The sequence below is a fragment of the Bradyrhizobium sp. URHA0013 genome (assembly GCF_000518345.1).
GTDB lineage: Bacteria > Pseudomonadota > Alphaproteobacteria > Rhizobiales > Xanthobacteraceae > Bradyrhizobium.
Map to the genome: position 1 here is coordinate 67,655 of NZ_JADK01000009.1, position 12,300 is coordinate 79,954.

General features: G+C 64.1%; 11 protein-coding genes. 3 read left to right on the forward strand and 8 right to left on the reverse strand.

The window, feature by feature from the left end:
• The first annotated feature begins 2 nt into the window (after positions 1-2).
• A complete protein-coding gene (locus N551_RS0115140) occupies positions 3-1,229 on the forward strand; it encodes a cyclic nucleotide-gated ion channel (RefSeq protein WP_027567645.1) in 1,227 nt (408 codons plus the stop codon).
• A 4-nt stretch (positions 1,230-1,233) separates the two neighbouring features.
• Here the strand turns inward: N551_RS0115140 and N551_RS0115145 are convergent, their stop codons facing one another.
• A complete protein-coding gene (locus N551_RS0115145; RefSeq protein ID WP_027567646.1) occupies positions 1,234-1,728 on the reverse strand; it encodes a DUF3455 domain-containing protein in 495 nt (164 codons plus the stop codon).
• A 99-nt stretch (positions 1,729-1,827) separates the two neighbouring features.
• Positions 1,828-3,042, reverse strand: a complete 1,215-nt coding sequence (locus N551_RS0115150; protein WP_027518867.1) for an NADP-dependent isocitrate dehydrogenase — start codon at positions 3,040-3,042, stop codon at positions 1,828-1,830.
• Between the two features lie 368 nt (positions 3,043-3,410).
• On the opposite strand from N551_RS0115150, the gene N551_RS0115160 reads away from it, so the two are divergent.
• Positions 3,411-4,610, forward strand: coding sequence for a TrmJ/YjtD family RNA methyltransferase (locus tag N551_RS0115160; RefSeq protein WP_027567648.1), 1,200 nt, complete (start codon positions 3,411-3,413; stop codon positions 4,608-4,610).
• A 61-nt stretch (positions 4,611-4,671) separates the two neighbouring features.
• Here N551_RS0115160 and N551_RS0115165 read toward each other — a convergent pair whose 3' ends face one another.
• From N551_RS0115165 to mddA, 5 genes are all read right to left on the reverse strand, one after another.
• On the reverse strand, positions 4,672-6,375 hold the full coding sequence (locus tag N551_RS0115165; RefSeq protein WP_027567649.1) for an amidohydrolase: 1,704 nt from the start codon (positions 6,373-6,375) through the stop codon (positions 4,672-4,674).
• Positions 6,376-6,546: 171 nt separating this feature from the next.
• The gene (locus tag N551_RS0115170; RefSeq protein ID WP_027567650.1) at positions 6,547-7,296 is read right to left on the reverse strand and encodes a hypothetical protein; all 750 of its coding nucleotides are present in this window, start codon (positions 7,294-7,296) and stop codon (positions 6,547-6,549) included.
• Between the two features lie 28 nt (positions 7,297-7,324).
• A complete protein-coding gene (locus tag N551_RS0115175) occupies positions 7,325-8,302 on the reverse strand; it encodes an NADPH:quinone oxidoreductase family protein (RefSeq protein ID WP_027567651.1) in 978 nt (325 codons plus the stop codon).
• On the reverse strand, positions 8,299-8,949 hold the full coding sequence (locus N551_RS0115180; protein WP_051462742.1) for a helix-turn-helix transcriptional regulator: 651 nt from the start codon (positions 8,947-8,949) through the stop codon (positions 8,299-8,301). The genes N551_RS0115175 and N551_RS0115180 overlap by 4 nt, the downstream gene beginning before the upstream one ends.
• 23 nt (positions 8,950-8,972) lie before the next feature.
• Positions 8,973-9,773 (reverse strand): methanethiol S-methyltransferase, encoded by an 801-nt coding sequence (mddA, locus tag N551_RS0115185; protein WP_027567653.1) that lies wholly within the window; start codon positions 9,771-9,773, stop codon positions 8,973-8,975.
• A 147-nt stretch (positions 9,774-9,920) separates the two neighbouring features.
• On the opposite strand from mddA, the gene N551_RS0115190 reads away from it, so the two are divergent.
• Positions 9,921-11,480, forward strand: a complete 1,560-nt coding sequence (locus tag N551_RS0115190; protein WP_027567654.1) for an alpha/beta fold hydrolase — start codon at positions 9,921-9,923, stop codon at positions 11,478-11,480.
• Between the two features lie 77 nt (positions 11,481-11,557).
• On the opposite strand, the gene N551_RS0115195 is transcribed toward N551_RS0115190, so the two are convergent.
• Positions 11,558-12,223 carry a TetR/AcrR family transcriptional regulator gene (locus N551_RS0115195; protein ID WP_027567655.1) on the reverse strand — a complete coding sequence of 222 codons (666 nt, stop codon included), beginning with the start codon at positions 12,221-12,223 and terminating at the stop codon, positions 11,558-11,560.
• Positions 12,224-12,300: the final 77 nt, after the last annotated feature.

The window sequence follows — 12,300 nt, forward strand, 5'->3', positions numbered from 1 at the left end:
AGGTGCGCCCCGTTCCGCGAGGACGTGGCTCAGCCGATCCCGATCTGAGGGATCGCCTCTACGAATTGCTGGAGCACGATCCGCTGGCCTACTCGGTCGGGTCGCGCTTCATCCAGCTGATCATCGGCGTCATAGTGCTCGACGTGGTCGCGATGATCCTTGCCTCGGTGCCGGAGCTGGACGCGGAATTCGGCGCGCTGTTTTCGGCGATCACCATTCTGTCCGTGATCGTGTTTGCGCTGGAATATGCGGCGCGGCTGTGGACGGTGGCGGGCCATACCCAGCGCGCGGCGTCCGCATTGTCGGATCGGCTCAGTTATGTCTTCTCCGCACTCGGCATCATCGATCTGCTCGCGTTCCTGCCCGCCGCGGTCGTGCTCGCCACCGGCCGGCATGCGACGCTGGCAGCGCTCGGCGTGCTGCCGTTCTTCAAGCTGGTGCGCTACTCGCCGGCGATGCGTTCGCTGCTCGCGGCCGTGCACGCCGAGCGGCGGGCGCTGATCGGCTGCATCGTCATCCTGATCGGCGCGGTGCTGACGTTTGCCTCGCTGCTCTACGCCATCGAGCGCGACGTGCAGCCGGACAAGCTCGGCACCATTCCGCAGGCGATGTGGTGGGCGATCGTGACGCTCGGCACGGTCGGCTACGGCGACGTCGTGCCGGTGACGGCGCTCGGAAAGTTCATCTCCGTCTTCACCATCATCAGCGGATTTGCCATGATCGCGCTGCCGGTCGCGATCATCTCGACGGCCTTTGCGGAAGAGGTGAAGCGGCGCGACTTCGTGGTCACCTGGGGCATGCTGGCGCGGGTGCCGCTGTTTTCGCACCTCAGCGCTTCCGAGATCGCCGACATCATGCGGCTGCTGCGGGCGCGCACGATCGAGCAGGGCGAGATATTGGTGCGGCGGGGCGATGCGGCTTCGTCGATGTATTTCATCACCGCCGGCGAGGTCGAGATCGCGCTGCCGAACCAGCAGGTGCGGCTCGCGGATGGCACCTTCTTCGGCGAGATCGCGCTGCTGCATAAGACAAAACGAAGCGGCACGGTGACGGCGACGCGCAAGACCCGGCTGCTCGTGCTCGACGCCCAGGACTTTCACGCCCTGATCGAACGCATGCCGACGCTCGCCGCGCACGTCCACAAGACGGCAAAGGCGCGGCTGGAGGGCAGCGGCGATCTTGCGGTGGCGGAGCTGGCGCAGGCGGAGCGCGAAGGCACCGACCGCTGAGCGCTCAGCCTTTCTTCAGGAAGACGTAGTCGGCCGAATAGGGCGCGCTCTTGAAATCGCCGGCCTTGTCGCAAGAACCCTCGAGCTTGCCGCCATGGGTGTTGATGCGCTGAACCGTCGTAACCGGCGTGAGGACGCCACTGCCCCGGTGGGTCGTCACTTCCAGCTTCAGCCAGGGAATGTCGGCCGCGGTGGTACCCGGGGCATTGCCGGCGGCCTTGGCGGCCACGGCGCTGCCGTCGGCATGCTCCCAGTTCGGTCCGGCATAGTGACGGCCGATCGTCTTGCCCTCAGACAGCAGGGTGGCGATCGGTTCGCGAAAACCCCAGGCGAGCTTGCCGTCGGTGCCGGCCTTGCACTCATAGACCTGCGCGCCCTCGGCGTGGACGCTGAGCACGACGCTCTCGCCGGGCGCCGCGATGGCGTCGGGGAGTGGGTCGGCGGCCAGAGCCGGTCCAGCGAGCAGCAACAGGCAGGGGACGGCAAGCTTGATCGACATGGTCGCATCTCCACGCAAAGGTCCAAATAAGCGAACGGGCCGCGCTTGCGACGCGGCCCGTGATGATGTCCGGCCCAGTCGGGCGAAATTGAGGACGGCTTACGCCGCCAGCGCCTTCCCGAGGTTCTCGGCGACCTTGTCGAGGAAGCCGGTGGTCGAGAGCCAGCGCTGGTCGGCGCCGACCAGGAGCGCGAGGTCCTTGGTCATGTAGCCTTCCTCGACGGTGTCGACGCAGACCTTCTCCAGGGTGTTGGCGAACTTGGCGAGCTCGGCATTGTTGTCGAGCTTGGCGCGGTGCGACAGGCCGCGGGTCCAGGCGAAGATCGACGCGATCGAGTTGGTCGAGGTCTCCTTGCCCTTCTGGTGCTCGCGATAGTGGCGGGTCACCGTGCCGTGGGCGGCTTCGGCTTCCACTGTCTTGCCGTCGGGGGTGAGGAGAACCGAGGTCATCAGGCCGAGCGAGCCGTAGCCCTGCGCCACGGTGTCGGACTGCACGTCGCCGTCGTAGTTCTTGCAGGCCCAGACATAACCGCCGGACCATTTCAGCGCGGAGGCGACCATGTCGTCGATCAGGCGGTGCTCGTAGGTCAGGCCCTTGGCGTCGAATTCCTTCTTGAACTCGCGCTCGTAGATGTCCTGGAAGATGTCCTTGAACCGACCGTCATAGATCTTCATGATCGTATTCTTGGTCGAGAGATAGACCGGGTAGTTGCGCAGCAGGCCGTAATTCAACGACGCGCGGGCGAAGTCGATGATGGAATCGTCGAGATTGTACATCTGCATCGCGACGCCGGCGCCCGGGGTCTTGAACACTTCCTTCTCGATCACCGTGCCGTCCTCGCCGACGAACTTCATCGTCAGCGTGCCCTTGCCCGGGAACTTGATGTCGGTGGCGCGATACTGGTCGCCATAGGCGTGGCGGCCGATGATGATCGGCTTGGTCCAGCCGGGAACCAGGCGCGGCACGTTCTTGCAGATGATCGGCTCGCGGAAGATCACGCCGCCGAGGATGTTGCGGATGGTGCCGTTCGGCGACTTCCACATCTGCTTGAGGTTGAACTCCTTCACCCGTGCCTCGTCCGGAGTGATGGTGGCGCACTTGACGCCCACGCCGACCTTCTTGATCGCCTCGGCAGCGTCGATCGTCACCTGATCGTTGGTCTCGTCACGGTACTCCATGCCCAGGTCGAAATAGAGCAGCTCGACATCGAGGAACGGGTTGATCAGCTTGTCCTTGATGTACTGCCAGATGATCCGGGTCATCTCGTCGCCATCGAGTTCGACGACGGGGTTGGACACCTTGATTTTTGCCATGATCGGGGAAGCCTCTTCGGAACGGCGCTTGTGGCGCGCCACGGGAATATCCGCCGCCTCTTAGCACCTGATAGCAGCGGGCGAAAGCCAAGGGATTATGCACTTTTAGCTCATCCAGCCTCCGCAGATGGGGGGCGGGAGCAGCCCTGCCGCGGGGACCGGGCTGAGGTTTCAGGCGAGATTCAAAAGTCGAATCCAACCCATTATTTCCCTTGAGAATTTCGTCAGGACAGGCAAACGACAGGCGGACGGGCAGCCGGCCCAAGACTGGGCCAATCCGGGTCGAGACCAGGTCAGGACCGGCCTTGAATCAATTCATGAAGAGCGCCTCTCCAAGGCCTTGAGAACCAGTGTGAAAGCGAAGCGAGATGTCGGGGACTGACAAGAGCAAGGCGGGCCTTTCCCTCGACGGTCCCATCGTCATCCTGGTCGAGCCGCAGCTTGGCGAAAACATCGGCATGGCCGCGCGCGCCATGGGCAACTTCGCGCTGAGCCGATTGCGTATCGTCAATCCTCGCGACGGCTGGCCCAACATCGCCGCCCAGCGCGCCGCGGCCGGGGCCGACTATATTCTGGACAAGGTCGAATTGTTCGACACGGTCGGTGAGGCCGTCGCCGACCTCGACCTGCTGTTCGCCACCACCGCGCGCCCTCACGACCAGGCCAAGCCGGTGGTGGGGCCGGAAGCCGCAGCTAGCGAGATTTCCGGGCACGTCGCGGCGGGCGGCAAGGCCGGTATCCTGTTCGGCCGGGAGCGCTGGGGGCTGACTAACGAGGAGGTCGGGCTCGCCAACCGCATCATTACCTTTCCGGTCAATCCGGGCTTTGCCTCGCTCAACCTCGCCCAGGCCGTGCTGCTGGTCGGCTACGAATGGTTCAAGCGGGCGACCTCCGGCGAGCTGCCGCACGCCATGCCGGAGCGCTCCGAGCGCGCCTCGCAGCATCAGATGCAGGCCTTCTTCGACAATCTCATCCGCGAACTCGACCGGGTCGAATTTTTGCGCCCGGCCGAGAAGCGCGACACCATGCTGGTGAACCTGCGCAACATCTTCACCCGGATGGAGCCGACCAAGCAGGACATGCACACCCTCCATGGGGTGGTGATGGCGATCGCAGAAGGGCGCAAGGGCCCGGCCAAGGGCGGCGTGCTCGACGGCGAGCAGGCAACGCGGCTGCGTGCGCTTTTGGCCGAGCACGGTCAGGGCGGCGGCGTTCCCGACAGCGGCTCCACCGTGCGCGGCCTCGCCCGCCTGCTCCGCCGCAACCCGACCGATGCCGAACGCCTGCTCTGGCAGGCCCTCACCCGCGACCGCCGCTTCGCAGGCGGGTTCAAGCGCCAGACCCCTGTGGGGCGGCACATCCCGGACTTCGTCTCGTTCCCGCACCGGATCGCGATCGAGCTGGTCAACACGGGTGAGAACGAGACGATCGTCGCGGATCGCGCGTCGCGGCGGGCGTGGCTCGAGGCAAGGGACTATCGGGTGATCGAGATGCGGGCGGCGGATGTCGAGCGGGATATCGAGGCGGAGCTGGTGCGGTTGCAGGGGATGATCGAGCAGGGCGTGTAGATTTTCGTCGGGAAGCAGAGCGAATTGTCGCTCTCGCTCACCTTGGCCGATCAGCGCCGGTTCAGCGCTGAAAGACAACCTTGCCGCCCACCAGCGTCAGGTCCGCCTTGATGTCCTTGATCTGCTCCTCGGGCACGGCCGCGTAGTCAGCGGAGAGCACCACGATGTCCGCCAGCTTTCCGGGCTCAATGGTCCCTTTGCGGGCTTCATCGAAGTTGTAGCGCGAAGCCGCGCTGCTGTAGAGCCGTAGGGCCTGCTCGCGCGTAATAGCTTCTGCCGAGCCGTAGATGTTTCCGTTGGGATCCTTCCTGGTCACCATGATGTACATGTTGAGGAAGGGGTTGATCGGGTTGACCGGAAAATCCGTCCCGGCGCCGAGGCTGTTGAGTCCCATTTTTTCGATCAACGTCCTGGTCGGCACGGCGCGGTCAGCGGTCGCTTTCCCGAGAAATCGTTCGACGGTCGCTCCCTTATCCCACATGAAAACGTTCTGGAAATCGATGCGGACTCCTAGTCTTTGCGCACGCTCCATCTGTTCTGGCCGGATCAGGCTGGCGTGGATGAGGACGAAGCGACGGTCGCGGATCGATTTTTCTTTATCCGCTGCCTCGAAGGCATCGAGCACCTGGTCAACACCCAGGTCGCCGACGACGTGGACTCCGACACGCCAGTCATAACGGTTGCAGACGGAGATGAGTTGCTTCAGCCGCTCAGGTGTCTGCTGCGTGATGCCGTGATAGTTGTCGTGTGAATCGGGGTACACGTCACGCATGAGCGCCGTCTTCAGCGTCATGCCGCCGTCGTAAAAGATCTTGATGCCGGCGAACTTGAGCCAATCGTCACCGAACCCTGAGGAGGCGCCATTGCCTGACATGATCGCTTCCCATGCGGTCAGATCGGCGGGGGGCTCCGGTCGAAACATCACGCCGGTGCGCAAAGTGGCTTTCCCCGCTGCGACAAGCTTCTGCAGCGTTCGGACATCACGTGGCTCTGTTGCGCCTTCGATCACACTGGTGATGCCGAAGCTGTTCAGCACACCTTCGGCAATGGTGAATTGCCGCATTTCGTCGTCTTCTGTCCAAGGTGGTACGGCCTTCTCGACCCGATCGATCGCCGTCTCCACGAGCACGCCGGTCAAGTCACCGGCTGCGTCGCGTTCAAACTTACCACCACTCGGGTCCGCGGTGGTCTTGTCGACACCGACCACTTGTAGAGCCATGGTGTTCGCCATCGAGAAATGCCCGACGGTGCGAAGATAGACCGGGTTGTTCGGAGCAACACTATCGATCTCCTGCCTCGTGAGATAGCGCTTCTCGGCCAATTGTGAGGGCGGATGCCACGCGCCACCTACAATCCACTCACCCGGCTTCTTCTTGGTGGCGAATGATTTGATGGCCTCGAGCGCGTCCGCGACGGTCTTGGCTCGGCCCAGGCTTACGACATAGTCGCCCAGACCAGCGGCCTTGAAGTGAGCGTGTGTATCGATCAATCCGGGGATGACGGTCTTGCCGGACACGTCGAGCACGCGGGTCCGGGCGCCTGCAAGCGCCTTGATCGAAGCACTGGTTCCGGTCGCGATGATCTTTCCATCCGCGACGGCGACTGCCTCCGTGACGGTCGATCGGTCGTCTAAGGTCAGAACCTTGCCATTAACGAGGACGAGGTCAGGCGCATTGAGCTCCGGCTGCTGTGCCTCGGCATTTGCGACGCCAGCGACGAACATGCCCGTAGCAAGGATTGCAAATGCCTTTAACTTGCGGACCATCGCGTACCCTCTTGGATCTTTTTTGCTTGGCGACAGCTGCAAGAGTATCTTTGATTAAACGTGGGTTCAACGCTTCTCGACGGTTGGTAGCGTCGCACGGATGGCAAAGTGGAGTGCTCCCGTGGTTAGCTGGAAAGCTGGCCGTCCCGGTACCGGGCGCCCATGTCCCCTCTACGAACGACGCCCGAGCTGCACCTCGCGCTCCACCGCAATCCATGTCGTGCGCGCCACCGCGAGCAACTTCCCGACTCGATCGTGCACCGCGGCGTCGGCCATGCGCTTGCGGCCGTCGCGGGCGGTCGGCCACGCCGTGATGACGCAGCGGTCGTCGGGGCGGGGGCGGGCTTCGATTCGGACCGACATGCGGCCAAGCAGCAGCGGCGTCCGGTCGAAACTGCCGGTCTGCGGATCGCAATTGCAGGCAAAGCCGGTGGGGCAGTCGAGCGCCGACCAGAGGAATTCCGGCGCGACGAGGCCGTCGTCGGCGGCGAGATTCTTATCCGGTGTCCAGCTCGCTGCCAGAACGGCGTTGTGACCACGGAGCGAGCCGGCAAAAATGCGCAGGCCGTCTCCCTTGGCCCTTGCGGGGCCGCACACGAAACATGTCGGCAGCGGATGCTCGTGCGGCTTCACCGGCGTCAACAATTCGGCGGCGCAGGCCTCCTCGAAGCTGGCTGTTTCCACGCGCGCAAGCTCGACGCTTGCCGGCCGCCCGGTCGCGACGATCTTGTCGCCATCGCGAAGCTGCCATGCGCCGTCGTCCGTTGCGACCGCATCGAGTGGCGTGTCCAGCGGCGGCGGTGCGCGCAGCGTGATCTCCGCGGCGCCGGGAATGTGGCGGGCCAACCGGCCGCAAACATAGCCGCCGTTGCCGGAGTTCGGAGGACCGCAAAAGCGTTTGTCGATGATGATCTTTGTCATCGGTTTTGTTCTCTCTTCCCCGTGCACTTTACCTGATCTTGAGGACAATTCGCCCCTGAACCGTTCGGTTGGCCACGGCACGCATGGCTTCGCCGGCCTCCTCCAAAGGGAGGACGCGATCGATGTGCGGGCGGATTTGCCCGCCGGCCAGCAGTTGCATCAGCGTGGCGTTCATGCGCGCCGCTTCGAGCGAGAATTTCTCCGCCCAGGCGCCGACGAAGACCCCGAGGATGGAATAGTTCTTCAGCAGCGGAAGGTTCATCGGGAGCTGGGGAATCTCGCCGCTGGTGAAGCCGATCGGCATCAGCCGGCTGCCCCACTTCATCGACCGGGCCATCTGCTGGAATATCGCGCCGCCGACATTGTCGAAGCCGATATCGATCCCTTCGCCGCCGGTGATCGCCTTGATCCGGTCGCGCAGATCCTCGCTACGATAATTGACGATGTCGCTGGCTCCATAATTGCGAACCAGGGCGGCCTTGTCATCGGAGCCGATCCCGGCGACGACGCGCAGACCGAAATAGCGGCCGAGATCGACGGCGGCAAGGCCAACTCCGCCGGCAGCGCCGGTGACGAACAGCGTTTCGCCGCGCTGCGCCCTGGCCCGCTCGACCAGCGCATAATAGGCCGTGCCGTAATTGTGCAGGACCGTCGCCGCTGCCTCGAACGCGACGCCTTCCGGCAGAAGCACGCACTTTGAGTCCTTCGCTATCATCCGTTCGGCGTAGCCGCCGGTCCAGGCGCTGCATGCCACGCGGTCGCCGGGAGCGAATGCAGTGACCTCGTCGCCGACCGCGACGACGATGCCGGATGCTTCCGTGCCGGGCACGAAGGGCGTCGGCGGCCGCATCTGGTAGAGGCCCGAGATCACCAACTGGTCCATGAAGCTGACGGAGGCTGCATGGACGTCGATCAGGATCTCGTCGCCGGAGGGCTTCGGCTCGTCGATTTCACTGAGGCGCAGATCGGCGGGGCCGGTGAATGAGCTGCATAGAATTGCTCTCATCGTGTCGCTCCAACGGATTGTCTGCATTCGGCAGGTTTGCGTAATGGCGTCGCATATCCCGCGACAAGCTTGACGAAATCTGCCTGTCGCGCTGCACCGGTCTTTTCAAACAGGCGCCGGACATGCGTCTTGATCGTCGTATTGGCGACGCCGAGTGCCGCCGCCACTTCGGGAACGCCGCCGAGTTCGACGATCGCGAGCATCACACGCAACTCGGTCGGCGTCAGTTTGAATGCCTTGCCGATCACTTCGGAACGAGGCGGTATCGTGAGCGCCGCCCTGCGGACGAACAACGCTGCGACGGCGCTGTAGGCGACGCCCCCACGTCGGCGCGCGCCGGAAGTCAACGGCAGAGCATGGGCGACGTGGCGCTTCCCGTCCCGCCCGATCATCGGCACCGCGAGCCCGTCGGCGCCGAGGAACGCGTTTTCCTGCCCGGCGGCTGCGAAAAAATGCTGCAGGGTCCGGTTGACCGTCGGATCGCAAGCCGCGAGGTGCCCGCGGATTTCGTGCAGGATGTCGCGCGCTTCGATCATGTCCTGCCCGGCAGTATTGGCGTGAATGAGACGCGCCTCCGCGTCAACGAGACAAAGACCGACGTCGAGCCCATCCAGCGTATCGGCAAACGTGGCGGCCTCCGCCGACATCCGGGGAATAGCTGATATTGCATTCATTGCGACGCTCCAGCAGGCCGAGGCGGCTGGCGATCTTCCGTCCGACGACCGAAAAGACGCGGCAGCAGCATGGGAACGCGCCGGCGATAATCCTGGTAGGTCGCGCCGAACTCGGCGATCAGGTCGCGCTCCTCGAACTGAAGCGCGGCCAGGATGTAGGCGGTGTTTGCGAGCGCAAACAGAAGGTGGCCGACGGTCATCTCGGGCGTGGCCCAGAACGCGAGCAGAAAGCCGAGCATGATGGGATGGCGCACGATCTTATAGAGCAGCGGTGTTCTGAACGATTGATTTGGTATCTCGCTCCCGCGGAACGCGACGAAGGCCTGGCGCAGGCCGAACAGATCGAAATGATCGATCATGTGGGTCGAGGCGAACGCGACAAGCCAGCCAAGCCAATGCACGCCGATCAGCAACCAGGCCGCTATTCCGCTCGCTTGCCAGACCGGCGTCGGAATCGGGCGCCACTGCCAGAACAGCAACAGCAGGATCAGGCTGGAGAGCAGCACATAGGTGCTGCGCTGGCAGCCGGGGGGAAGGAATTTGGCCGACCATCGCTTGAAGACCGGGCGCGCCATGACGCTGTGCTGGATCGCAAACAGGCCCATCAGCAGCAGGTTGACGACGATAGCCACGCTCAGGTCCATCGGGTTGCCGACGTCGATCGACCTATCGATCGACATGTCGATCGACTTGGGCACGACATAATTGCCGACGAAACCGAGCGCATAGAGAAATGAGACCGTGAAGATCACGTAGCTCACGATGGCGTAGAGCAGGATCAGGAGGCGCGAGATCATGTTTTTTCCTATTGTGCCTGATGGAGCCGTGCCGCATGGAGGAGCCTGAATTGCTCGCCCGCGAGCAGGCTCGATCTGCCCCCACTGCTATTGCTGGACCGTCCCCTGCGCGTCCCCCGGGGCGCCGCAAGGGGAGGGAGGACTTTCATGACGGTTTTCTCGCTGGGGACGTTCGGGTTCCCTGAGGTCCACGCCGACGGCCGCCCGATCAAATTGGCCTTGCGCAAGGGCCTCGCGCTGCTGGTCTATCTCGCGGAGGCCAAGGGCGCCGTGGCCCGCGAAATCGTGGCGACGCTGCTGTGGCCTGAAACTGACCGCGAGACCGGGCTTGCGCGATTGCGGCGGCTGCTTCACCGCATCGAGCTGACGCTCGGTCAGCAGGTGTTCGAGACCGACCGCACCAGCCTGCGATGGTCTCCGGCAGTCGCGCTGCAGGTCGATGCGCATCTGTTCGAGGGCGCTTGCGATCGCGCTGACTTTGACGAGGCCTGCCAGATTTATCGGGGAGATTTCCTCGCAGGGTTCTCCCCGGAGGACTGTCCGGAATTCGACGACTGGGCGTTCTTCCGCCGCGAGGCGCTGCGGGGACGGCTGATGCACGCGCTGGAGCGCCTGGTGCAGGACAAGACCGCCGCCGGCGACTACTTTTCCGCGGCCACGCATGCGACCCGTCTGGTCGAGCTCGATCCTTTGAGCGAGGTCTACGGCCGGCATCTGATCCGCAGTCTGCTGCTGGCGGGTGACCGCAGTGCGGCAGAGCGGCACCACGCGGCACTGAGGCAGCGGCTGCGTGACGAGCTTGGTGTTACGCCCGAAGCCGAGACCGAGGCGTTGATGAGTCCTGCGGCGGCAGCCGACGTTCCAGCGACGCGCTACGTCAAGGGCGCTGGTGTGCATCTGGCGTATCAGACCTACGGCAGCGGCCCGCTCGACATCCTGGTCATGCCCGGCTTCGTGTCGCATGTGGAGCGCGCTTGGGAGCACCCCGCGAGCCGGGCGTTTCTGGCCTCGCTGATGAAGCTTGGGCGCCTGATCGTGTTCGATCGTCGCGGCATCGGGTTGTCCGACCGGGTTGGATCTGCGCCTGATATCGACGTCACCGCGGAGGACATCGGCACGGTGCTACGGGCGACCGGCTCGCGCCGCGTCGTGCTGTTCGGCGCATCCGAGTGTGGACCAGCCTGCATCAAATTTGCAGTCGATGAACCGCGTCTCGTGGCCGGACTCATCCTGTTCGGTGCATTGGCCAAGGGCTGCTGGTCGCAGGATTATCCGCACGCGCTGCGCGCCAGCCAGTACGACGCCTGGAGCAAGCACCTCATCGCGCAATGGGGAGGTCCGGTGGAGATTGAGACGTTCGCGCCCAGCCTTGCGAGCGATCCCCAGGCACGCGCCTGGTGGGCGGGGCTATTGCGCGCGGCCTCCAGTCCCGGCGGCATCTCGGCGGTGCTCGAGGCGTTTCGCGATGCCGACGTGCGGCACCTTTTGCCGCAGATTGCCATGCCGACACTGGTGCTGCATCGTCGTGACGACAAGGCCGTACGGATCGAGGCCGGCCGCGATGTGGCGAGCCGGATCAAAGGTGCGCAATTCGTCGAGCTCGACGGCAACGATCACTGGTTCTTTGCGGGTGATCAGGGACCGGTACTCGGTGCGATCGGGCGGTTCATCGCTGCGTTACCGAGGGAGCGGCTGCGAGTGCCGTAGCCCGGATGAGCGAAGCGACATCCGGGGACGGTCGTCCCGCATGTCGCTGCGCTCATGAGGCCACGGGATGGGAGCGATCACACCGCCTCGAGCTGATCCGCCGCGCGCTTCTTCTTTGCCTTGGGCTGGCTGAGCAGGGAACCTGCCGTCAGCGCCGCCGTATCGGCCACGCCCGGATCGCGCGACACCATCGCCGCGACGATGGCGCCGTCGATCAACAGCCCGAGCTGATGTGCGAGCACGAGGGGCTCGTTCGAACCGAGCTCGCCAGCGAGCTTCTCGATGTGGCCGAGCACGATCTTCTTGTGCTTCATCGCGATGTTGCGGAACTGCTTGGCGTCCTTGTCGTGCTCGCCGACCGCATTGATGAAGGGGCAGCCGTAGAAGCGCTCCTCCGCGAACCAGCTCTTCAGGGCCGGGAAGATGCGCGTGAGCTTGGCCTGCGCGTCGCCGCCGCCGTCTTCCATGGCGCCGATGAACCATTCGCGCCACTGCTTGCCTTCGCTCTCCAGCACCGCGTTGACGAGATTGGTCTTGGAGCCGAATAATTTATAGAGCGTGGTCTTCGCGGTGCCGGCTTCCGCGATGATCGCGTCGATGCCGGTGGCGTTGATGCCGTTCTTGCAGAACAGATGCGTCGCCGCGCTGAGCAGGCGTCCGCGCGCGGACTCGTCGTCACTGGCGCCGCCGTGCGGCGAATGAGACTTCTTCTTTGACGTCTTGTTCAGTGAGGGCTTGGCCATGAGTCCAAACTTACCCGCAGCCGCGCCGCATCAGCAAGCCGCATCTGTCCGCGCTGAAAAGATTCGCACGGGAAAGC

Bases quoted from the DNA above. Each gene is read 5' to 3' on its own strand.
- N551_RS0115145 (WP_027567646.1), bottom strand. From the start codon at position 1,728: ATGTCGATCAAGCTTGCCGTCCCCTGCCTGTTGCTGCTCGCTGGACCG.
- N551_RS0115150 (WP_027518867.1), bottom strand. From the start codon at position 3,042: ATGGCAAAAATCAAGGTGTCCAACCCCGTCGTCGAACTCGATGGCGAC.
- N551_RS0115160 (WP_027567648.1), top strand. From the start codon at position 3,411: ATGTCGGGGACTGACAAGAGCAAGGCGGGCCTTTCCCTCGACGGTCCC.
- N551_RS0115165 (WP_027567649.1), bottom strand. From the start codon at position 6,375: ATGGTCCGCAAGTTAAAGGCATTTGCAATCCTTGCTACGGGCATGTTC.
- N551_RS0115170 (WP_027567650.1), bottom strand. From the start codon at position 7,296: ATGACAAAGATCATCATCGACAAACGCTTTTGCGGTCCTCCGAACTCC.
- N551_RS0115175 (WP_027567651.1), bottom strand. From the start codon at position 8,302: ATGAGAGCAATTCTATGCAGCTCATTCACCGGCCCCGCCGATCTGCGC.
- N551_RS0115180 (WP_051462742.1), bottom strand. From the start codon at position 8,949: ATGTCGGCGGAGGCCGCCACGTTTGCCGATACGCTGGATGGGCTCGAC.
- mddA (WP_027567653.1), bottom strand. From the start codon at position 9,773: ATGATCTCGCGCCTCCTGATCCTGCTCTACGCCATCGTGAGCTACGTG.
- N551_RS0115190 (WP_027567654.1), top strand. From the start codon at position 9,921: ATGACGGTTTTCTCGCTGGGGACGTTCGGGTTCCCTGAGGTCCACGCC.
- N551_RS0115195 (WP_027567655.1), bottom strand. From the start codon at position 12,223: ATGGCCAAGCCCTCACTGAACAAGACGTCAAAGAAGAAGTCTCATTCG.